We start from the raw sequence: 21,987 nt of genomic DNA on the forward strand, positions 1-21,987 counted from the left end.
TCCCCCTTTGATTTAACGCTTAAAAGTTAAAGCCATTTGGAGTATACTAACAAGTAGTTGGTATACTCCAACTGTTTCCCACAGGTGGGTGTCGGCCAGACTTCTACACCTGTGGGTTTTCTATTGCTGTCCATTTGTCTTTCACATCTACCTCACCTCCTTTAGATGAATAAAGTTCTCTCGCCTGAAACATGTCTTTACTCCCATTTCTTACATTATTTATTATATATTTATACCTAATTTAAATCTAACTATTTTGAATACTTTTTTAATAACTTTTTAGCGCTATTTTTTGTTTGTCTCGTCTTTTATAGCTTTAGACTTGGATGAGCTCTGCCTAAAGAAAATGCCTTTTCGATTAAAATCGAGAAGGCATTTTCTTTAGGTGTTAACTGCTAGATTCTATTTGACCCTATAATCATTTAGCGAATCGCTTCATCTGATGCCGCACCAGACAAAAAGACTGGAAAGCTTCATCCCTTTACTTGCAAGATGAGAAGGTCTTCTCAACTTGAGTTAAGGGGTTGTTTATTCGCTTTGAATTGATGCTCATATAATCAATCGACCCTGACATTAGATAGAAAATTTTAAATTAAAAACATTTCTTTATACCTATTTATTAGTCATAATGAAAAAAGAAATTATCCAAAAAGTTCCAAAAAGAAAAAGAGCTGATTCGATTTTTTCGTCTTTTCATGCGATGCACTGTGAAATGAGCAACAAATAATCACCAACATAGAAAAAGAAATGGGAGTGATTCAATTATGAAGAAGGCGAGTAACCTAATTACGAAAGGATTTCTTGCAGCTGTATTGTTAATCAGCCTGACAGTAGGAAACGCAGGATGCATAAATGCATCACAAAGCTACTTAGACGTACCGAAAACACACAAATCAGAGCCAAACATCAAATTCCTGACGCAGCGTGGCATCATTACAAGATTTCCTGATAATACATTCAGACCTGAAACACCTGTAACACGCGCAGAAGCATCCCGTATCATCAGTGGCGGCGCTGACGCACTAGGTATCAAATATTCTGCAAAAAAACAAACGCCCAATGATTAAGTTCACTGACCTTAAAGCTGATCATTGGTACACCAAGCCGATCCAGAGTATGTTCGAAAACCGCCTTATCAATGGATTCCCTAACAAATCATTCCGTCCAGGCGATACAGTCACCAAAGCACAACTTGCTCGAATAATCTCGGACGCGTTCCAAATGGAAAATGCCACCAATGTGAAACTTAAATATACTGATGTGAAAACCAACGGATGGTACGAACAAGCCGTCAAGATCTTATTCGCGGCTAGAATCATCACAGACAAAGGCACATAATTTAAACCTGATCACAAGATGACTCGCACAGTAGTATCAGATTATGTTGCAGAAGCCATGCTCGATAACGGTGCAATCATAGACGACCGCGACGAAGAACTTGTTCCGTGGGACGGAAATCCTCCAAACTAATAAATAAAATTAGCCATACCTCTTGGTGTGGTTTTTTATTAGAGCCGGTTTCCGAATAAATACAGCCACTTAATAGAACCACATGTGCCACAGTTCGGAACCAGTACGGACAAAAAATAGAACCACTTAAGACATGAGAGAACCATCAAATTCTAAACAAAATCAGGCGTCAATAACATCTTACTTAAATTTAATTAATTCTAACGCCTTCTGACTTAATAACACTTCTTACTGTCCACCAAACAATTTTCGAGTCCAAAATTAAACTCATATTTTCTTTGTAGTATTTCTCATACATCACTTTCTCTAAGTCAGATATTTCATCTCTTCCCATAACTTGAGCATAGCCTGTCAAGCCCGGTTTGATTTTGTCAATTCCTTCAAATTCTCTCATTGAGATTAAGTCATATTGGTTATAAAGCGCCGGACGTGGACCAACAATACTCATATCACCTTTAAGAATATTAAATAATTGAGGAATTTCGTCTAGACTAGATTTTCGTAAAAACAAGCCTAATTTGGTAATATAATTAGAAGGATCGCCCAATTCTTCAGTTGAAACATTTGGAGTTTCAACTTTCATTGTACGAAATTTGTATATAGTGAATATTTCATTATCTATACCTGGTCTTTTTTGTTTAAATATAATTGGACCTTTAGAGTCAATTTTCACTACTAAAGAAACCATTAAAAAGAGTGGAGAAAAAATAATGATAGCTCCTAAAGAAAGCACCATATCCAATAATCTTTTAACTATTAAATACAAATTTCCCTACTTCCTTTCGCTACTTTCAATAATATTTATCGCTTCTTTAAAAGAAAACTTTTGATATTCATTATTTCTATACATTGAAAGCTCTTTCGAATAATAAAGATTACCAAAAACTTTTTTATAAATAGTGCTTTTCCCTATAAAAACTCTTAAAAATCTTCCTGCTACTATACTCAAATATAATTTCCGCTTATTTACTAAAGCTATTTCTTTTACCATTGAACTGGTGTTAATATACTCACTATCTTGAGGATGGTAGATACCACTATCATTATTACTAATCGCTTGAAAAATAAATTCACATAAATTATCTATATAGATCATGCTTCTTTTATTTTTCGTTAATGGAAAAACAAATGTGAGTTTTGCATATTTACTTAAACTTTTATAATTCCCCGGACAATTTAAGCCATAAATCATTGGTGGTCTTACAATTGTAATCGTAAAATCGGGCGACTCTAATTTTTTTAGTTCTTCTTCTGCAGCTAGTTTACTCTTACCATAATGGCTAGTTGGTTCTAACTTTGTTTTTTTATTTATACGTATCTCATTAGTTCCAAAAACAGACATAGAACTAATAAAAACAAATTGTTTAATACCATTTTTTTTTGCTTCTTTAGCTAAACCAATAGTTAAATCTGTATTTACTTTGTAATAATCTTCAATTGAGAACTTCGCTTCTTTTTTATGAACAAGTGCAGAAGTATGAATAAAAACATCATTATTGTCTAGGTTCCATTTGACTTCTTCATCCCGAAGAGATATTAAACTTATTTTATGATGATTATTTTTATTGCTAATGTATTTTTTTAACTGGTTTGCTAAATATCCTTTTTTTCCTGAAATAATTATTTTCAATTGAACCATTTCTTTCTCTTAAGAATTTCAAAATTAAAAATTAAATTTCTTTACTTTTAAACGGATATAAAATCTGATTGAACAAATCAATTTGTTTGGCTAGAACTTTTTCTTCATCAAAGTTCTGTTCTACAAATTCTCTACCTTTAATTCCGAATTCTAATGCTAGCGAAGGATTAGAGATCAGATTTTCCATATACTCAGTTAATGTAGTTACATTACCTTTTTCAAAAAGATAACCGTTTTCTCCATGGATGACTTCCTCTCTACATCCTCTAATATTTGTTGCAATAACCGCTCTTTCTACCGCCATTGCTTCGATAATAGACCTAGGTAAACCTTCTCGATGTGAGGGAAGCACAAAAACATTACTTACCGCCATTAATTTAGCTATGTCTTTTCTATAACCCAAAAATATTATACCCGGGTGAAGAATTTCCTTTTTTAACTTTTCGTAGCTTTCTGTATCTCTTTCACTTTCTATAAACCCGCCAATAAGTAATAATTTTGCATTTTTATGCGTTTCAAAAACTTTTTTAAATGCTTCAATCAATTCAAATATTCCTTTTTCTTCTACTAATCTACCTACAAAAGTGAAAACGAAACTGTTTTGAGTTTTGAGTTCATCATTTATCTCATTCAATTCTTCTTGTTTAAAATTTGATAACTTGAAGTTATTCCAAATATCAACGCCGTTACTTAAATGAATGATTTTATCTTTGTTTTTAAATTTTTTATTTATTGATAGCTCATAGTCTTCCCTACTTTGAAGCAACAAATAATCCGTTAAGTATTTCGCAGAAAACTTCTCAACTGCATAAACAACTTTATATGGAATTTTTTTCATCTCATCATGGAAGTAATAACCATGAGCAGTGTATATAACATTTTTTTGATTTGCTAACTTTGCTGCTACCCGAGCAATCACTGAAGCAATTGGAGTATGAACATGTATTATGTCATATCGCTCACTCTTCAAATGCTTATAAATATAATAAATTGCTTTAGTAATTTTTAAAGGATGAACTGTTCTTGGAATGTCAATATTATGCATTTTTAAACCTATGGAATTTAGATACTCAAATTTCCCAGTATCTTTGCATACACAATTCACATCAAATCCCTTTTCAGACAACTTATTAATTAAAGGTACCATAAGGGTTTCTATACTGACATCAATAGCTGAGAGTTGTAAAATCTTGGGTTTTAAAGGGTTTTTTAAAGTCTCCATAATTCAATCTCTTCAGGTTTCTCATTTAGCGGTAAAATACTTTTTACATCCACAAGTATTCCTTTTTCGTTTTTCAATAATGACTTTATTGTACTCCAGCTTTTTTTAACATATTCTCTATGAGGTACGGCCAGCACCACAGCATCAGCTCTCTCCAGTTCGTGATATGGAATTAATGTTACTCCATACTCACGCTCTGCGTCTTTTGAGCCAGCTTCTGCATCCGTCACTTGTACGTCAATATCATATTCTTGGAGTTCGCGAATAACATCAATTACTTTTGAATTGCGCAAATCCGGAACATTTTCTTTAAATGTAAGGCCTAACACAGTAACTTTCGCACCTTGGACACCTACACCTTGTTTTATTAATTTTTTAACTAGAGTTCTGGCAATATATTTTCCAAGATCATCATTTATTCGACGTCCTGCTAAAATCACATCTGGTTGGTACCCAACAGCTTGGGCTTTATGAGTGAGATAATAAGGATCTACGCCAATACAATGTCCTCCCACTAATCCTGGTGAAAAGTTAAGAAAGTTCCATTTAGTTCCTGCAGCTGCCAATACTTCAGCTGTATCGATATTAAGAAGATCAAAAATTAGTGCCAGTTCATTCATCAAAGCAATGTTCACATCACGCTGTGTATTTTCAATAACTTTTGCAGCTTCTGCGACTTTAATTGAGCTAGCTTTATGCACTCCAGCTTTCACCACACTGCAATAGGTATCAGCTACTATTTCAAGCACTTCAGGAGTCTGTCCTGAAACTACTTTAGTGATCGTTGTAAACGTATGCTCTTTATCACCTGGGTTGATACGCTCGGGAGAGTAGCCCACAAAAAAGTCTGTGCCAGATTTTAATCCAGAGAATTTTTCAAGTACCGGTACACAGTCTTCTTCAGTTGCTCCAGGATAGACTGTAGATTCAAAAACTACAATTGTTCCTTTAGTCATGTTTTTACCAACAGTTTCTGATGCTTTGAGAAGAGGTGTCAAATCTGGCTGGTTGTGCTCATTAATAGGAGTTGGTACAGCTACAATGATAAAATCTGTATCTTTCAATTTTGAAGCATCAGCCGTAAAGTCGATGTTTACTTCTTTCAGTTCTTCATCCGTTACTTCATTTGTGTAATCTGTCCCACCAATTAAAGTAGAAATCCGGTTTGCATTGATATCAAATCCTACAATATGATGTTCATGTCCAAATGCTACTGCTACTGGTAATCCTACGTATCCTAATCCTACAACACCAATTTTTCTGTTCATTTTTCATTTCACTCCATAATAGCTGACATACCAGTCAACGAATTTCCCTACGCCATCTTTAATATTTGTTTCTGGTTGAAAATCAATATCCCTATAAAGGTCTTCTACATTTGCATAAGTAGCTGGAACATCTCCTGCTTGTAGTGGCATAAAGTTCTTAATCGCTTTCTGGCCAGTTTTTTCTTCGATAGCTTCTATAAAATCCATTAAACGGACAGGGCTGTTATTTCCAATATTATAGATTTTATATGGTGCATAGCTCGAACCAGGATCGGGACTTTCACCTGTCCATTCAGAGTTCGGCTGAGCAGGCTTTTCGACCAAACGCGCAATAGCCTCAACAATGTCATCTACATAGGTAAAGTCTCTCATCATTTCACCATTGTTAAAAACATTGATTGGCTTTCCTTCAAGGATGTTCTTTGTAAACATAAATAGTGCCATATCTGGACGACCCCATGGACCATATACAGTAAAGAATCTTAATCCAGTAGTAGGGATATTATATAGACTGCTGTATGTATGAGCCATTAACTCATTGGCCTTTTTTGTCGCTGCGTATAAGCTGAGCGGGTGATCTATATTATCGTGAACCGAGAAAGGTAAGGAGGTATTTGCACCATATACTGAACTCGATGAAGCATAAATTAGGTGTTTGACTCTATTGTGACGACTAGCTTCAAGTATATTTATAAATCCAACTATATTAGAGTCTATGTAGGCACGTGGATTTTCAATACTGTAACGAACTCCTGCTTGAGCAGCTAAATTCACTACCACATCCGGCTGTTCTTTTTCAAATATTTCAGTAATAAGTTTATTGTTTTCTAAGTCGGTTTTATAGAATTTAAAGTTATTGTGTTTTAGTAATTTCAAACGTGACTCTTTTAGCGAAACTGAATAATAATCATTTAAATTATCAATTCCGATAATTTTATAATCTGACTCTAAGAGTTTTTTAGTTAATGTAGAACCTATAAATCCTGCCACACCTGTTATTAAAACTTTCATTTTTCATTCCCCCATATATCTTCTATTACTGAATCCCAAAATATAGTTCTTTTTTTATCTAAATTACTTTTTGTGTAAGACTTAGCTTTTTCACTGTTATATATACCTTGTACCTTTCTATAATCCTCATTAGTATACATATTAAATATTTTTTCATACAACGCATCTTCATCTTTAGGTTCGTGCATTTCCGCATTCGATAGTAATTCAGGTATTCCTCCTACATTGGAAGCAATACATGGTAATTGCATATGCATTGCTTCTATAAGGGATCTTGGAAGTCCCTCCGTTAAACTTGGCTGTATATACAAATCCAAGCGACTTAGCCATTCAAAAACTTTCGAACCACCAGGTAGTGAACCATCAAGTTTTACTTTTTCTTCTATACCAAGTTTTTCTGCTAATTTTATAATATTTGTTGAATCGCCTGTACCTAGAATTCTCAACTCAACATTTATCTTATTCTCCGATAATTTTTTAATTACGTTTAGTGCATTCTCAATACCTTTGTACTTAGAACTATATGAACCAATCAAGCCTATTGTAAATATATCTTCACAACTTTTTTCCATCTGTGAATATATCTCAATACCACTAGCAAGTTCAACATTAGAGCAAGCACTTGTTATTTTAAGGACTTTTGAAGGGTACTTTTTTTGTAGGTACATTTCTGTTACGTATAAAACATAAGGTGCATTTTTCAAAGTCTGTCGCTCTTTAAAATAAGCAAATGGAGCATAAACTTTTCTTAATAAACTTCCATGAAACCATAGAGCTGAAAAAATATCTCCTACTAATTCAATGGCGTAAGGCTTGTTTAGATCCTTGGCTATTTTTATAGCTTGTGTTCCCTCTTGGCTCGGTAGTCTAGCTATAACAATATCACTATTATTGATAATGAATTTTAATTTTTCTTCGTTTTTCTTTTTTACTTCAAATCTCTTTGAGGAGAGTGGAATTTTAGACAACTTAAAGTGCTGTACATTTTCACCACTGGAAATGTTGTAATTTGAAATTTCATCTTTATTTTCAAATCTTCCAATTATATTTAAACTGCTGAAACTTGGTAAGTAGCGCTTCCAAGTTTCATAGGTTAGTTTTCCCTCTGAGTATGCTTTACCTTCTTTATCATAAATAAAAATATGACTATGTACGAAAGCAGCTCTTATTGTCATTAGATCATATCTCCTTAATTTTTTTTGCAGGAACACCACCAAATATCGAATTACTATCCACATTTTTATTTACTACAGCGCCGGCAGCTATTATAGATCTGCTACGGATGGTAACATTCGATAATATTCTACATCCATTTCCAATCCAAACGTCATTTTCAATATTAATCTTTCCAATTTTAATAGGATTATATTTTATTGGAACTTTTTCATTCCCCCAAGTATGTTCGAAAGAAATTAATGATGTATGATTTGCAATTGAAACCTCGTCTCCAATTTTTATTCCTCCATGACCATCTAGATAACAGTATGCTTGAATGCTAACATTCGACCCTATCTCAATGCCCTTCAAATTTTTTAAAGTTACATATTTTCCAATAAAAACATTTTCGCCACAACGCTCTGCATTTCTTTTAACATAAAAATATCTTAGCAGAAGTACACCTTTTAATTCCAAGCCATCTAGGGAGTTTAGAAATAATAACATCAATTTATTAGGAATAAGTTTATATAGAAAATAAAAAAAACTAATCAATCTTGAGTATTTTGAGAATTGCATTCTTCCGCTTATTTTAAACACTCCTTAGTATTGAAAACTCCATATAATCCATAAACTAAACTTAAATATTCATCAACGTGTTTGGTCAAGATGAAAGGGGAATTTTCAAACTCTTTTATAATACCGCTATTATTTAACTTTTCGTTGCTTAAACAAATATTTAAAGCTTCCTCTGCCCAAATTTCACTTTCAACATTCAAATCTAATAAGTTCACGTGTGAGAAAAAAAAACTAACTTCCTTGTGAGGTTCAATACTGCTCGCTAATACTGGAACTCCATTAGAAAGCGCCTCTAAAATAACTCCTGGCAAGCCTTCTCGTTTAGACGGAAAAATCAACAAATTTTTCCCTACTAATATTTCACTTATATTACTTTGTACTCCAAGGAATTTGACTTTTCTCTGAATAGAAGCTTCGGTGATTAAATTCTCTATTTCTCTTGTGATTTTCTCGTCTGTCTTTCCAACTAAAGTTAAAGTTGAATGCGGATAAAGCTTATTAAATGCAATAAAAACTTCAATAAGTTTAAAATGATTTTTTGCTCTAACTTGTCTTCCAATATGAACAATATTAATTTCATCTGTTCTATCGATATCATTTTCTAAAGGTCTCTTTGATGATATACCATTATAAAGAACTTTAAATTTTGTGTCTTCTAAATTAAAGTTTGAAAAATTTCTTGTTAATACAGATTCATTTACACCAATAATTACAGAGGAAAAATTTATCAATAGTAATTTCAAAACATTATTTCTAACACTTCTTACAAAACCTTCTTTCTCATCATATAAAGTTCGTATATGAGAAATTCTTATAGGGACTTTAAGCAATTTTCCAAATAGCATAAAAACTCCGGAGAAAAGGAATAGATTTGAATGTAATATATCAATTTTCTCTTCTTTTATAAGTTTAGGGAATTTTAAAAGAAATGAAAATTTTTTTAATTTCATGTAATGTATCTTTGCTCCAGCTTTAATGAATCTCTCGTCTAAACTTCCTTTCTCTCCTTTTAAGCAGAGTATATGAAAATTCAGATCAGATATTCCTCTTCTATTTATCTCTTCTATTAATTCTAAAGTTCTGGTTTCTGCTCCTCCAGAATCTAACTTGCTGAAGGTCTTTAAAATTCTAATCATTTTCCATTTCCCTGACTACCAAAAAATTTTTTAATTAGAATCTCTTTTTTCTCTTCATAGTTTCTACTTCTAATATGAAGAGAGGAAGCATCTACACTTTTTTTATAGTCTTCTATATTTTTTATGAACTTAGCAGGTACCCCTGCCACTATTGAATTAGCTTCAACATTTTTAGTTACTAAAGAACCTGCTCCTATCACGGAATTTTTGCCGATTTTGACATTCGGCATTATAGTTGCTCCTAGACCAATAAACACGTTATCTTCTATAATTATAGATCCAAAAACATCTATATCTGGTTCCATTTCTCTGAATACCCATACACCACCATCATGAGTAATAAAATGTACGCCTCCTGTTATTGTCACATGATTACCCATTTTAATTAGAAATGGCTCTGAACCGAATGTACTTCTTGTAAGACCTAGAAATCTACACCTCTCACCTACTTCAACTCCAATTTTCCGAGCATAAATAACCGGATTCTTTTTTATTAAGTAATTTTCATTTAGATACTTATATAATTTTCTCACACGAACACTCTCCTTTTCCAAAATATATATACTACACATGTAGTATAAAGAAATGATACAACTATATTATTTAGTAGTAAGGAATATGCTACGCCAATTAAACCATTTGTTTTTATTAGAATAACTCCTGAAACCACTGTGGCAATAAGCCCAAATCCGTTTATTAAAGGTTGTACCTTAAACAATCTTAGAGAGGTTATTGCGGTTCCTAAGAAAACAGAGCTGTATAAAAATAGTATGCCAAAAATAATTACCATTAAAACATCATTATAGGCCGCATACTCTTCTGTATAAATTAAAGTGATTATCCATTCTCCCCAATAATAAAATATTATAACGAAAGCGAAACTTAATAATATTCCAAACGCTTGTATTTTAAGTAGTAATTTCAAAAATATTCTATATTGTCCTTCGCTTGCCAATTTCGCTAATTTTGGAGTGACAACTTGTGAGATAGCCGATAAAAGTGTACTACCTATAACAAGTAAATAAGTTAGAGCTGAAAAAATTCCCAGTTCGTACAATCCTAATTGTGACTCAATTAAATATCTTGGGAAATTAGTATTAAGTGATCCTATAACGGTTGAAACCCCTAGGGGTAGTGCTAGTATAAATAACGAATACGTTCTTTTTTTATTGAATTCCCTGACAATTTTTTTAGGTAAAAAAGAACGGCCATTTTTCTTGTCGAAAAAAGTAAATATTAAAAAATTTGATATGAGGTAGGAAAACATAACAATTACGAGGTTTTCAAAGTAGTAGTAACTAGCCCCAGCTAATATAAAACTTACTAATCCTCTTAGTACAGTAGATTTACCTACTAAATCATATCTATTATTTTTTTGATATAGTCCATAGTATATATCACTCTTCATTTCATAAACTTTGGATAAACTTAATAGTAATAAAACTAATGATAAGTGAAAACTAAAGTTCCCAAAAATAGCCACAAATAGAACCAAGAATACAGAAATAACATTCGTAATATTTCTCAAACTATAATACTCTAAAAATGAATTATTTTCCTCGTGATCTGTTAGTAATACAGACCTTAGCTTTACATTGAAAAACAAGAAAAAGGGTGAAGTGATTGCCATTGAAAAAGTAAAAATGCCTACTTCTTCTGGACCTCCAATTTTTGCAATAATAGAAAGTATAAAAAATTGAGTAGCTGCATATAAGATATTACTTAAAAATGTCCAGGAAAATTTCCCCAAAAAACTTTTCATTTTCAATCCCCGGTTTCTAAAAACTATATATTTTTTAGCACACTTTTATTACTGTGAATTTTTATTTTTTTATTTTTTTTAACTAATTTCCAGACCAAATTAAATACAATCAATAAAAGTAACAACATAACTATTTGAGCGGGTACAAAGGAAAAAGCATTTCTAACATTGTTAATTAATATTGCTCCTATACCTCCAGAAATTATTATTCTTAATGGTGTAGATTTATTTTCTCCTATTAACAATATTAATATTATTAGGGGTGTAATTAGCAAAGAAGAATATTTACCGAAATTATGATAAGATTCCGCAATTATTGAGTACCCCATTGTTGGAAGTCGTTCTCTATAATTATATGGTTTCCCTGTATATTCAATAGCTTTTATACCCGGAAAATTGTTTGCTACCCCTCTTTGAAATGGGACAAAAAAAGATTCTCCATAAACTAATTCTTCTTCGTTTTCAATCCAACTTACAGTATAAATTAGAGGTCTTAAAGTGTAACCAATAGTTAAAAATGGATCGATTGGTGAAATATTGATTTCGCTAATATCACTAAGTTTATCAATATTTCTAACTTGTCCTACTAAAGGAATTATTAAAAAGAAAATCAAGAGTAATGGAAGGAGAATTCTAAAATTAAGTTTTACCTCTCGTAATATTAATATACCCATCCCAGCCATTAAAGGATAAAGCAACTCTCCTCTATTACCTGTAATAAGCAATAATGAACCAGGCAGCAATATAAGTAAAATTGTATATTTATAATTTTTAGAATCGCTGGTAGCTATGAGTGACACTATTCCTATAGCATATAAAAACAGAAAAGTAGAATAAAATGGGACATTATTCAGTTTTGAAAAATATTCTTGATAAGTTGAAAATAGTGGCAGATTTCCGCTTGTGAATTGAAAAGCCAAGTATACAAAAAAACTTATTACTAAGACACATCCAAAAACATAGTATTTTTTATTTACTTCAATATAATTTAAATCTAAAGATTCTCTTTGTTTTTCTTTTTTTATACAAGTAAAAAAATTAGCAAAAAAGCAAAAAACAGTTACGAATATCAAGGCGATCAATATACTCTTGTCAGCTGAAGGAAGATAGTACCAACTTGTATTTAAAGATAATTTTGACAGAGGATCCTCAACAAAAAGTTCTATAAAAGGGATACTTAGGCAAGATAAAAACAAATAGATTAAGTAAACAAATATCAAACCATTTTTATTCTTATATAGATTTAATAATGTTAATAACACACAAAATATAGTAGCTATTGTAAGTATATTCAAATAATAGATTTCTTTGTCTAATGAAACAAATAAAAATATTAAAGTTATTAAAGTAAATGTAATATTTATTAAATTATTTTTTTTAAGTAGCATATATCTCTCCCAAATCAAGTATTTTGAACAGCAGTATTAGTATTCGGTAAATATTTGTTTTCTTTATATGCTACTATATTTAAAAATAGAAAAAACTTCATATAAATATTATTATTTACTTTTTCTGTTCTGTTTAAAACCTTTTTAATCTTACTAGTTTATTCTAATTTTCTCGTTATTTTTCTAAGCAGTACCAGCTTCGACTTTTGGAATTGCCACGTTCTTTCGATTAGCCAGCGTGACCAACACATCCTTAACCTCATCATTCCGCATCTCAGGGAGCTTATCTAAAAGGTAAGTCAACTCACCCTCACTCACAGGATTTGCCTTCCCGATGTAAATCTTTGGAAACACCTGATCAGTCTGAATCTCGTTATCATTTAACAATTCTTCAAACAATTTCTCTCCAGGACGAATCCCAGAATAATTGATGCCAATCTCGCCTTCTGTATACCCAGACAAACGAATCAAGTTCTGTGCCAAATCAACAATCTTAACTGGTTCGCCCATATCCAACACAAAAACTTCTCCGCCTTCAGCTAAAGTCCCAGCTTGTATAACAAGTCGAGAAGCTTCAGGAATGGTCATAAAATAGCGTGTCATACGAGGATCTGTCACCGTAACTGGACCTCCTGCTGCTATTTGTTTCTTAAACAACGGAATTACGGAACCACGTGACCCAAGAACATTGCCGAATCGTACTGCTGCAAACTTCGTATCACTTCGCTTCGCCAAATTTTGTACGATCATTTCGGCAAAGCGTTTTGTCGCCCCCATGATATTCGGTGGATTTACTGCTTTGTCCGTTGATATCATGACAAAATTACGGACTCCACACAAATGCGCAGCTTCTGCCACATTTTTCGTACCATATACATTGTTCTTAACGGCTTCCATTGGGTTTCCTTCCATGAGCGGCACATGCTTATGTGCCGCCGCATGATAGACAACATCCGGCTTATAAGTTTCCATAATTTCCAGGATGCGTTTTTGGTCCTGAACATCTGCAATAATCGGGATGATCTCCGTATCAGCGGATAATTTTTGGCGCAGCTCCATATCGATTAAGTAAATGGAGTTTTCTCCGTGCCCCAAAAGCAACAGTTTCTTCGGTCCAAAGCGAACAATTTGGCGCGAAATCTCAGAGCCAATCGAACCGCCCGCACCGGTTACGAGAACCGTTTTGCTCGTCAGTTGGCTCGCGATTTTGTCCATATCCAACTTCACTTCGTCGCGTCCCAACAAATCTTCAATCTTGACGTCCTGAATATCCGTTACCGATAACTTGCCAGTCATGACGTCTTCAATCATCGGAATCGTTTGGGTTCGGACGCCTGAATCCATGCACATTTTAATTAGCTCTGCAGTTTCCTGCTTGCCGAGTGAAGGAATGGCAATGATGATCGTATCGATCTTGTTGTCTTTCGCAATACTGGTAACGTCTTTTGTGCCGCCTTGTACCACCCGGACGCCATATATATCAAAGCCCTGCTTGTTCTTATCGTCATCGACAAACAATACAGGGAGTAGTCCATTTTCAGGATTGCTCAAGAGTTGGCGGGTTACCAAGCTGCCTGCTTTTCCGGCACCAACCACTAAGGTACGCTTGAGTTCTGAACTTTTGTGTTTAATCTTTTTGTCGCGCAACAAGCGCCACGACAGCCGTGATCCGCCAATCAGAATCAAATGCAGCATCCATGTAATCGCCAACGCACGAAACAACACATCGCCTCTATACATGTATTGGACCAGCCCAATGACGACGATTGACCAACTGACCGCTTTAAAGATAGACGCCAATTCGCCGATTGAAGCGTATTCCCATACTTTTCGGTACAAGCCGTAATACATCGCCAAGGCATGGTGTGCCACGAATATCGTCAATGCACTGGCCATCAAGAATTGGTTATGAAGAACTGCTGTATAAGGGTACAATACGTAGTAACCGACAAAGATAGAGAAAAACACAATAAGTGAGTCCACAATTAGTAATAAAGAAACACGATTTTTCAACGACAAAACATTCAACCCTTTCAATATCCAGTACTTTATACACATATGTTCACGGTCTTTTTTAAATTTAACATATTATGGATTGGAAATGATAGGATTTTTAAAACAAAAAAATACTTTTTTATTAATTATTAAGTAAAAATATTCCACCATTTCCCTTTTTGGATATCTTCCGGCTCCAATACATGAAGGTGCTGGTTCAGGAGTATCCGTTCATTGTTTTCCAAAAATATGTCGACCATATCGTGCTGTTTCTTTTTTTCCAAATAGTCCAGACCTTCGTTAAACAGGAATGGCCGCTTGTCTAAGCTGTGGACATCAGAGCCATAGACGTGAATCAAGTTCGCATCAATCAAGCTCATCGCTGTGCGTTGAATCGCTTTGCCGAAGCTGCCCGCAACCGAACCGGCTGTCACTTGTGCCAATGCTCCGTGGATCAACAGTTTCTTGAGCCGCTCTGGTTTTTCAATAATGCCTTGGTTACGCTCAACATGCGCAATGATCGGCACATAATTGCGCGTGATCAATTGCTGGATGATCGGCACGGTATATGCCGGAATTCCGGATGATGGCAGCTCCAGTAAGACATACCGGGATTCAGCTAAAGTCAGCGCTTCTTTTGCGACCAATTTGTCCGGCAATTTTTCGCTCAAGCGGCATTCTTGTCCGCTGTAGATGGTCAACGGCAGCTGCTCTTGTGCGATCCAGCTGTTGACCAGTTCCAGCTGCTTCTTTAATGCAGCGAGGTTTGTATTGAAATTGGGATGAAAAGCGTGAGGCGTGGCGATAATGCCCGTCAGCTGTTCGGCTACAGCTTTTTCCAGCATGCGCTTTGTCTGATCCATTGTTTCCGCTCCGTCATCAAGTCCGGGCAGAATATGGGCGTGCGTGTCGATCATTCTTTCTTCCTCCTTTGGGCTTTAAAAAAAGTAAAAAGGGGGTCCTTTTTACTCTGCATTTCCATAATATTGATAATAGTAGCTGTCTTTTGCCAGCGCGTAATTATTTAGCACAGCGCCAATGAGGCGGCTGTTGGAAGATTCAATTGCTTCTTTTGCTTTTAGCGCCATTTCTTTCTCCGTATTGCCTGAACTGACCACCAGAATTGTGCCTTCGCATTTGTTCGCCAAAATTTGTCCATCCGTTACGGAAAGAACAGGCGGTGCGTCAAAAATGACCAAGTCATACATGTCTTTCAGCTGGTCAATCAAGGCTGTCATTGACTTGGACGCAAGCAGTTCTGCCGGATTTGGCGGAATTGGGCCGCACGTCATCAAATCCAATCGCTCAACGGCAGTTGGACGAATCACTTCCTGAATGGTGTTTTGGCGGGTCAACACGCTCGACAAGCCAACCGTATTTCCCATACGGAACGTATAATGCGTAGTGGGCTTGCGCATATCCCCGTCCACCAGCAGGACTTTTTTGCCTTCTTGCGCAAAAACTACGGCCAAGTTTGCAGACGTTGTCGACTTTCCTTCAGAAGGAGCCGCCGACGTGACCACCATGGTGCGGATTTCAGCATCTGGTGATGAGAAATTTATATTGGTTCGCAAAGTGCGGAATTGCTCCGACACGAACGATCGTGGTGTTGTAAATGCGATGAGTTTACGTGCAGTTTCCTGCAGGACTTTTTTCTTTCTTGCCATTGGGTTATCCCGCCCTTCTCTTTGTTGCTGTTGCTTGTTCCAGTTTGGCTTCTTCTTTTATCGGAGAAATGATGCCAAGCAATGGAATGCCAAGAAACTCTTCGATGTCTTGCTCGGTTTTAATGGAAGTATCCAAGTATTCCAGAAGAAACGCGATTCCTACGCCGAGCATCAATCCGATGACAGCCGCAATGGCCATGTTGAGCATCGGGTTGGGTGCAACTGGAGCCGGATTTTCCTTGAGTACCGCTGGAGACAAGATGGACACGTTGTCGACATTCATCAATTCCGTAATTTCGCTTTCGAATACTTCTGCGGTCGTATTGGCAATGTCCACTGCCACTGCCGGGTTTTCATCCTGCACCGTGATGTTCACCACTTGCGAATTTTCTGCCGTAGCGACCGTGATTTTGCTGTTCAGCTGTTCGACTGACATATCTAGGTTCAACTGGCTCGATACTTCGTCTAAAATAGCCGGGCTTTTGATGATGACTGAGTATGTATTGATCAATTGAAGATCGGTTTGGATGTTTTGGTTGGTTAACTGGGAAGCTTCTGTCTCTTCCTGATTGACCAGAATCTGTGTAGACGTTTCATACATCGGGGTCAAGACCAAAAACGACACAACGCCTGCGATGGTGATGGCTAAAATGGTGAGGAGCACAATTAATCCCGCTCGTTTTTTCAAGGTTTTGAACAGGTCTTGTAAGCTGATGGTTTCTTCCATTTGGTGATTATCTCCTTTTATTTTCAAATTCTTATCATTTTTTTATTCATAAACAACTTAAAATAGTATAGCATAGGTAGGAGCCGAAAGAACTTCCAATTTTAAAAAGTTATATAGGCTATTAGAAGGAATTATGCTATCTTTATTTGTAAGAATGGATGTTTTTTGAAAGGAGTTTCTCATGAATTTGTATAAAATTGGTGCTGTATTGGCTGTTATTGTTTGTGTAGTTGTACTGGTTTTCAGCTACTTGACGTGGCAGGACAAATTGGCAAATGTATTGGAAAAACCGGAAAGCGCAAATGCACAAACGGCAGAAATGGAAGAAGAGGAACCGGAACCCGCTGCTGATGTCGAACTTGTGAACATTGATGGGTTGACGGATAATATGGATAGACAAGTCCAAGAGCTTTTTGAAAAAAGAAGCGCCAGTGGCAACTTGAAGATGCTCATTGCCGGCTCTGCAGCTCTTGAGTCGGGGGAACCGGGCTACGCGGCACAACTGCAAAGTGCTTTGGAAGAAGCGTACGGCAACTTTCTCGAAGTTAGCGTCGTTTCATTAGAAGGAACGTCCGAAGCCTTGGCCAATGTTGATCTTTCGGCAGGTTACGATTTGGTGTTGCTGGAGCCGATGACGTTGATGAACAATGGCCGCATCGCCATTGAGCAGGAGCGCGAACACATTACTGCGTTTGAATCTGCAGTCACTGTTGAAGTGGCAGATGCGGTACTTGTGCTTCATCCGCCGCAGCCGATTTACGGTGCTGGTTATTATTTGGCACAAGTCATTGCTTTGGAAGAGTACGCGGTGAATAGCGGTTATGCTTATATTAACCATTGGTCCGCATGGCCTGATACTGAAGATGAACTTCTTGAAGACTATTTAACAGAAGACGGCTTACCGAACAACAAAGGCGCAGCATTGTGGGCAGAAGAACTGGAAGCGTATTTTATCGCTGACTAAAAGGGGAATTATGTGATGAGCAGAAGAGAGAAAAAGAATAAGAAGAAAAAATGGCCATGGGTTTTAGGCATACTTGGGCTGATTGTCATCGGTCTTGGCATTTATTTGTTTACCGTCTACAACAGTTTCACCAATACATTGGAAGAAATCCACGAACCTATTGAACGCGAAGCTTCAGACAAACGAGCGACTGACCAGGAAGTCGTATTAAATGACCAAGATCCATTTTCTGTTGTGTTGTTGGGTGTCGACGAACGCGAAGACGACCGTGGCCGTTCGGATACCGTGATTGTCATGACGGTGAACCCGGCTGAACAATCCACCAAGATGGTCTCCATTCCGCGTGATACTTACACCGAGATTGTTGGACGCGGTACGATGGACAAGATTAATCATGCCTACGCATTTGGCGGCATCGAAATGTCGATGGCAACCGTGGAAAACTTATTGGACATTCCGATTGACTACGTGATGCAAGTAAACATGGAAGGCTTCCAAGACATTGTGGATGCAGTTGGTGGTGTAGAAGTAAACAACGCGATGGCGTTTGACGAGTTTGCTGCCGGCAACCTTGAGTTGAACGGCGAGGAAGCGTTAGCTTATGTCAGAATGCGCAAGCAGGATCCAAACGGTGACTTTGGCCGCCAGGATCGCCAAAAGCAAGTGATTCAAGGCATCATGAAAGAAGGAGCATCGGTTAACAGCCTGCTCAACTTCAGAGAGATTTTTACCGCTCTTGGCGACAACGTCCGTACGAACATGACGTTTGACGAAATGATGGATGTTCAGTCGAATTACCGCGATGCCATCGGGACCGTTGATCAGATTATGGTAGAAGATGGATATGGTGAGACGATCAACGGGGTTTGGTATTATATGATGGATGATGCCGAATTGATAGAGATTCAGTCGACCTTGAAAGAGCATTTGAATATGTAGAGGTGATGAGCGCAATCCTTTTATGGGGTTGCGCTTTTCTTTTCGGAATTTCGTTGCAGCTGGATGAACAAGGAGTTCTCAATTAAGACATCACCTATATCTGCTTCCTCTTACTTCATCACGCAAAAACCCGCTTCCTGGGATTAGGGAACGGGTTTTGCGGGCTATTTTACCGGGCCTTCTGACGATCCGGCAAAATCATCATCTTTTTTTTATATTCACCAAACTTATGTTTTTTTAACTCGTATTTTTGAACAAAGTGCATAAAGGCTTGCCGTGGTATGCCAAGTTGTTTTGCACTTACCGAAGCACCAAAATTATTTTTGATATAAAGATCCTCCATGACTTCTATTAAGGGCTTGTTATGTCGTCTCTCAACTTTTTCCTTGTATGAGTCATACTCCGTCATAAGCCTTTCAACTCGCTTTCTTCATTATTAGTATAGGTCTCGCGTATCTGTTATCTACTTATATTTCCATTATAGTTTCCGAAACCCATTTTAGCTAGTCTAAATGGCATACTCTTTGTAAAATTCCTTATTTTTGTTTTAATTTGCTGTTAAGCAAACTTTCAATCTACTCCAGGCAATTAATGAAGCCGCGCCAACAAGTTCATGGTTTCCGCCTGCTTGATAAAGTTTTCCATCACGTGATTGCTTTCAAATTCGTTTGCTTTGATGCGATCCAGATTGGATACTTTCCGATACTCTACTTCACTGGACAATAGCTCTTCAATCTGTTCTTGGACGCTGTAAAGCTCGCTTTCTTGAGAAAATGAATCGCCGCTTTCATAGGGCGGCAATTGGTGAAGAAAGCCTTCCGTTAAGCTAAAAGAGTCATTGATTTTTGCAGCAATAGCCGGAATGCCGCAGCCTGCTGCTTCAATTAGCGGGACGCCCATCCCGACAAAACAGAATGTGTCTTCCAATGCGCGTTTTCTGTCGCCCATGCTCGTGAAAGCGCCGTGCATGAAAATATGATCACGGGCTGGGGAATTTGCGATTTTCTCACGAAGACTGTCTTCGTCCTGCCCATCCCCGTAAATATGAAAGGTGAATTTAGGATCAATTTGGATCAGGTTTTCTAAAATGTCGATCATGTAGTAGTTATACGTCCGGAAATGCGCAAGCCTGCCCATGGAGACAATACGGCGCGACTTGAAATTGCCTTGGATTTTCGTCGGTTCGCAAAGATCGAGCGGCATGGGAAAAATCGAATTGTTCAACGGTTCGCCAATCGCCTGCTCAGTCATTTTTTGAATCGTGGGGTTCATGAAAAGCAGTTTTGTATGGAACTTCGGATCGATCAGTTTGAGCGTTTTGACCACGCTTGTTACTCGGTCCAACTTGTAGCTTTCTGGATGGTAGACACCGGACAGCCGTTTTTTTGCCGGCAGTAGATAAGACAACAGGAAAGACTTTGGACCAAATGAGTACACCAAATCGAATTTATCATCAAAGCGCATTCGCATCATTTTGGTAACAAGCCACAGATTGACTGAAGGCTCGCTGGTATCTTCATCTACAACAACCGTTACACCTTTGACTTTGTCCAATTGGTTCAGCAACGGTCCCCCGCTGCTGAACAAAAACAGGGTCACTTTGTAATCATGGGCGCACAGCCATTTGACCATACGGACGACCAGCATTTCCACTCCACCGGGTTTCATGTTTTTATGAATAAGTGCGATTGACTTGATGGGACGCGCTTGTTTTTCGAAATCAAAGAATACGTCATTACTGAATGAAATCATACCTTCACCTCATCTGGCGGAATGTCTTCTATTGTTTTCTCATAAAGTCAGCGTATTGGTATTTTTTGATGTACCATTCGGTCGTCATGCGCAAGGCTTCTTCAAAAGGCGTGAACGGTGCAAAACCAAGAACTTGCTGCTGAACGGGCGGGCGCACCGGTTTCACTTGATCCTTATCATTTCCCAGGAAATATGCGTTTACGGCAGCGATGATTTGCCGGGAAAACTCCCAGTCATCCAAACGCGCACTGTAGCCAATCGTATAGCGCTGCCCTGCATCTCCAAGGTGAAACACCGTATCAATGGCTTCGCATAAATCACCGACAAACAGCCAATCATGCGGTGGACCGCTATCTGGCAGTGTAAGCTCTCCTTCCAGCGCTTGACGAATGAACTTCGGAACCTGTTCGTCCTCCTGCTGCCTTGGCCCGAAACTTTCAGGAGTCGCTGTAGTGACGATACCCAAGCCGCTTTCTTCATAAAAGTTTTGGATCATCGCATCTGCTCGCTGCTTGCTGTCGCTGTACAGGCTATTGTCCTTAGCCTCAGCCAGTGACAGCTGATGAAAGCGTGAGCCTGCATAGTTGGGATTTGGCTGATGCGGCCCAAACATCCAGGCATTTTGAGCAGCATGCAATAAGTTCATTGTGCCGAGCACATTGGTTTGTTCATACAGACGAATTTCCCCGACCCGCTCCATGCTCCGCGTTTCTGCCGCAAAGTGGATGATATCGGTAATGTCATAAAGCTCGAACAGATGGCTAATTGCGTGTGCATTCCGAATGTCCACCCGGTGAAACGCATAACGGTCTGCCTGGTCCGGACATTCGATATTATCCGGATTTGCAGCATCGGTATTGTAGTCGATATTGATGATCTGATAATGCGGGTATTTGTTCATGTAATAATGAATCATGTGGGATCCGATAAATCCGTGGCCTCCGGTAACAAGTATAGTTTTAGCGCTTATAACCGTTCACCTCCTTGCTGGATTATTGAAGAACACTCATTGGCGTAAAACAGCTTTCTTAAAAGCTGAACCGTGCCATTTGTATCAGGAATAATCTCTATACTAGGATATTGAAGTTAAAAATAGGTTAAAAGACGTTATTTTCTAAATTTTTAATTAGTATACATGATTTTTAGATATTTTGCATTATACTTTATGTAAAATTTATATCTTTTTGTTCATATTTATTTTAAAAAGTCATGACTATATGTACAATCGGGAATAATTTAACTTATTTTTTCAAAAAAATGGATCAACCTTCAAATTTTGCAGGCAGATCATGTACCTTAAAGATTAGTTGTGC

The 21,987-nt window shown here is 37.0% G+C and carries 22 protein-coding genes; 4 read left to right on the plus strand and 18 right to left on the minus strand.

The window, feature by feature from the left end; all coding sequences use genetic code 11:
• Positions 1-764 precede the first annotated feature (764 nt).
• Both AC4EG4_RS04530 and AC4EG4_RS04535 read left to right on the plus strand, forming a co-directional pair.
• Positions 765-1,067 (plus strand): S-layer homology domain-containing protein, encoded by a 303-nt coding sequence (locus tag AC4EG4_RS04530; RefSeq protein ID WP_490987034.1) that lies wholly within the window; start codon positions 765-767, stop codon positions 1,065-1,067.
• Positions 1,060-1,338 (plus strand): S-layer homology domain-containing protein, encoded by a 279-nt coding sequence (locus AC4EG4_RS04535; protein ID WP_490987035.1) that lies wholly within the window; start codon positions 1,060-1,062, stop codon positions 1,336-1,338. Before AC4EG4_RS04530 ends, AC4EG4_RS04535 begins: the two co-directional genes overlap by 8 nt.
• Before the next feature lie 322 nt (positions 1,339-1,660).
• Here the strand turns inward: AC4EG4_RS04535 and AC4EG4_RS04540 are convergent, their stop codons facing one another.
• The 15 genes from AC4EG4_RS04540 to AC4EG4_RS04610 all read right to left on the minus strand — a co-directional run bounded on the left by AC4EG4_RS04540 (position 1,661) and on the right by AC4EG4_RS04610 (position 17,019).
• Positions 1,661-2,236, minus strand: a complete 576-nt coding sequence (locus AC4EG4_RS04540) for a sugar transferase (RefSeq protein ID WP_490987036.1) — start codon at positions 2,234-2,236, stop codon at positions 1,661-1,663.
• 6 nt (positions 2,237-2,242) lie between these two features.
• The gene (locus tag AC4EG4_RS04545; RefSeq protein WP_490987037.1) at positions 2,243-3,109 is read right to left on the minus strand and encodes an NAD-dependent epimerase/dehydratase family protein; all 867 of its coding nucleotides are present in this window, start codon (positions 3,107-3,109) and stop codon (positions 2,243-2,245) included.
• Positions 3,110-3,140: 31 nt separating this feature from the next.
• Complete coding sequence (locus AC4EG4_RS04550) at positions 3,141-4,331, minus strand: glycosyltransferase family 4 protein (RefSeq protein WP_490987038.1); 1,191 nt, start codon at positions 4,329-4,331, stop codon at positions 3,141-3,143.
• Positions 4,319-5,599, minus strand: coding sequence for a nucleotide sugar dehydrogenase (locus AC4EG4_RS04555; protein WP_490987039.1), 1,281 nt, complete (start codon positions 5,597-5,599; stop codon positions 4,319-4,321). Before AC4EG4_RS04555 ends, AC4EG4_RS04550 begins: the two co-directional genes overlap by 13 nt.
• 3 nt (positions 5,600-5,602) lie before the next feature.
• Complete coding sequence (locus AC4EG4_RS04560; protein WP_490987040.1) at positions 5,603-6,610, minus strand: NAD-dependent epimerase; 1,008 nt, start codon at positions 6,608-6,610, stop codon at positions 5,603-5,605.
• The gene (locus AC4EG4_RS04565; protein ID WP_490987041.1) at positions 6,607-7,785 is read right to left on the minus strand and encodes a glycosyltransferase; all 1,179 of its coding nucleotides are present in this window, start codon (positions 7,783-7,785) and stop codon (positions 6,607-6,609) included. The genes AC4EG4_RS04560 and AC4EG4_RS04565 overlap by 4 nt, the downstream gene beginning before the upstream one ends.
• 4 nt (positions 7,786-7,789) lie before the next feature.
• Positions 7,790-8,344 (minus strand): acyltransferase, encoded by a 555-nt coding sequence (locus AC4EG4_RS04570; RefSeq protein WP_490987042.1) that lies wholly within the window; start codon positions 8,342-8,344, stop codon positions 7,790-7,792.
• 8 nt (positions 8,345-8,352) lie between these two features.
• On the minus strand, positions 8,353-9,480 hold the full coding sequence (locus tag AC4EG4_RS04575) for a glycosyltransferase (protein ID WP_490987043.1): 1,128 nt from the start codon (positions 9,478-9,480) through the stop codon (positions 8,353-8,355).
• Entirely contained in the window at positions 9,477-10,013 is a 537-nt protein-coding gene (locus tag AC4EG4_RS04580) for an acyltransferase (RefSeq protein WP_490987044.1), read from the minus strand. The genes AC4EG4_RS04575 and AC4EG4_RS04580 overlap by 4 nt, the downstream gene beginning before the upstream one ends.
• Positions 10,010-11,242 carry an oligosaccharide flippase family protein gene (locus AC4EG4_RS04585; RefSeq protein ID WP_490987045.1) on the minus strand — a complete coding sequence of 411 codons (1,233 nt, stop codon included), beginning with the start codon at positions 11,240-11,242 and terminating at the stop codon, positions 10,010-10,012. Before AC4EG4_RS04585 ends, AC4EG4_RS04580 begins: the two co-directional genes overlap by 4 nt.
• Before the next feature lie 23 nt (positions 11,243-11,265).
• Positions 11,266-12,630 (minus strand): O-antigen polysaccharide polymerase Wzy, encoded by a 1,365-nt coding sequence (gene wzy / locus AC4EG4_RS04590; protein ID WP_490987046.1) that lies wholly within the window; start codon positions 12,628-12,630, stop codon positions 11,266-11,268.
• A 183-nt stretch (positions 12,631-12,813) separates the two neighbouring features.
• Positions 12,814-14,649, minus strand: coding sequence for a polysaccharide biosynthesis protein (locus AC4EG4_RS04595; protein WP_490987047.1), 1,836 nt, complete (start codon positions 14,647-14,649; stop codon positions 12,814-12,816).
• 125 nt (positions 14,650-14,774) lie between these two features.
• Positions 14,775-15,542, minus strand: coding sequence for a tyrosine-protein phosphatase (locus tag AC4EG4_RS04600; RefSeq protein ID WP_490987048.1), 768 nt, complete (start codon positions 15,540-15,542; stop codon positions 14,775-14,777).
• A gap of 48 nt (positions 15,543-15,590) precedes the next feature.
• Positions 15,591-16,292, minus strand: coding sequence for a CpsD/CapB family tyrosine-protein kinase (locus tag AC4EG4_RS04605; RefSeq protein ID WP_490977470.1), 702 nt, complete (start codon positions 16,290-16,292; stop codon positions 15,591-15,593).
• 4 nt (positions 16,293-16,296) lie between these two features.
• The gene (locus AC4EG4_RS04610) at positions 16,297-17,019 is read right to left on the minus strand and encodes a YveK family protein (protein WP_490987049.1); all 723 of its coding nucleotides are present in this window, start codon (positions 17,017-17,019) and stop codon (positions 16,297-16,299) included.
• A gap of 181 nt (positions 17,020-17,200) precedes the next feature.
• Here AC4EG4_RS04610 and AC4EG4_RS04615 point away from each other — a divergent pair, with 181 nt between their 5' ends.
• Together AC4EG4_RS04615 and AC4EG4_RS04620 are read left to right on the plus strand one after the other, a co-directional pair.
• Positions 17,201-17,983: an SGNH/GDSL hydrolase family protein gene (locus tag AC4EG4_RS04615; protein WP_490987050.1), complete on the plus strand. Its 783-nt coding sequence runs from the start codon at positions 17,201-17,203 to the stop codon at positions 17,981-17,983.
• A gap of 15 nt (positions 17,984-17,998) precedes the next feature.
• Positions 17,999-18,922 (plus strand): LCP family glycopolymer transferase, encoded by a 924-nt coding sequence (locus tag AC4EG4_RS04620; protein ID WP_490987051.1) that lies wholly within the window; start codon positions 17,999-18,001, stop codon positions 18,920-18,922.
• A gap of 169 nt (positions 18,923-19,091) precedes the next feature.
• Here AC4EG4_RS04620 and AC4EG4_RS04625 read toward each other — a convergent pair whose 3' ends face one another.
• The 3 genes from AC4EG4_RS04625 to AC4EG4_RS04635 all read right to left on the minus strand — a co-directional run bounded on the left by AC4EG4_RS04625 (position 19,092) and on the right by AC4EG4_RS04635 (position 21,644).
• Positions 19,092-19,331: a hypothetical protein gene (locus AC4EG4_RS04625; RefSeq protein ID WP_490987052.1), complete on the minus strand. Its 240-nt coding sequence runs from the start codon at positions 19,329-19,331 to the stop codon at positions 19,092-19,094.
• Between the two features lie 179 nt (positions 19,332-19,510).
• A complete protein-coding gene (locus AC4EG4_RS04630; protein ID WP_490987053.1) occupies positions 19,511-20,674 on the minus strand; it encodes a glycosyltransferase in 1,164 nt (387 codons plus the stop codon).
• Positions 20,675-20,702: 28 nt separating this feature from the next.
• Complete coding sequence (locus AC4EG4_RS04635) at positions 20,703-21,644, minus strand: GDP-mannose 4,6-dehydratase (RefSeq protein ID WP_490987180.1); 942 nt, start codon at positions 21,642-21,644, stop codon at positions 20,703-20,705.
• Between the last annotated feature and the right edge of the window lie 343 nt (positions 21,645-21,987).

The sequence above is a fragment of the Planococcus sp. TJ-201 genome, from assembly GCF_058268495.1.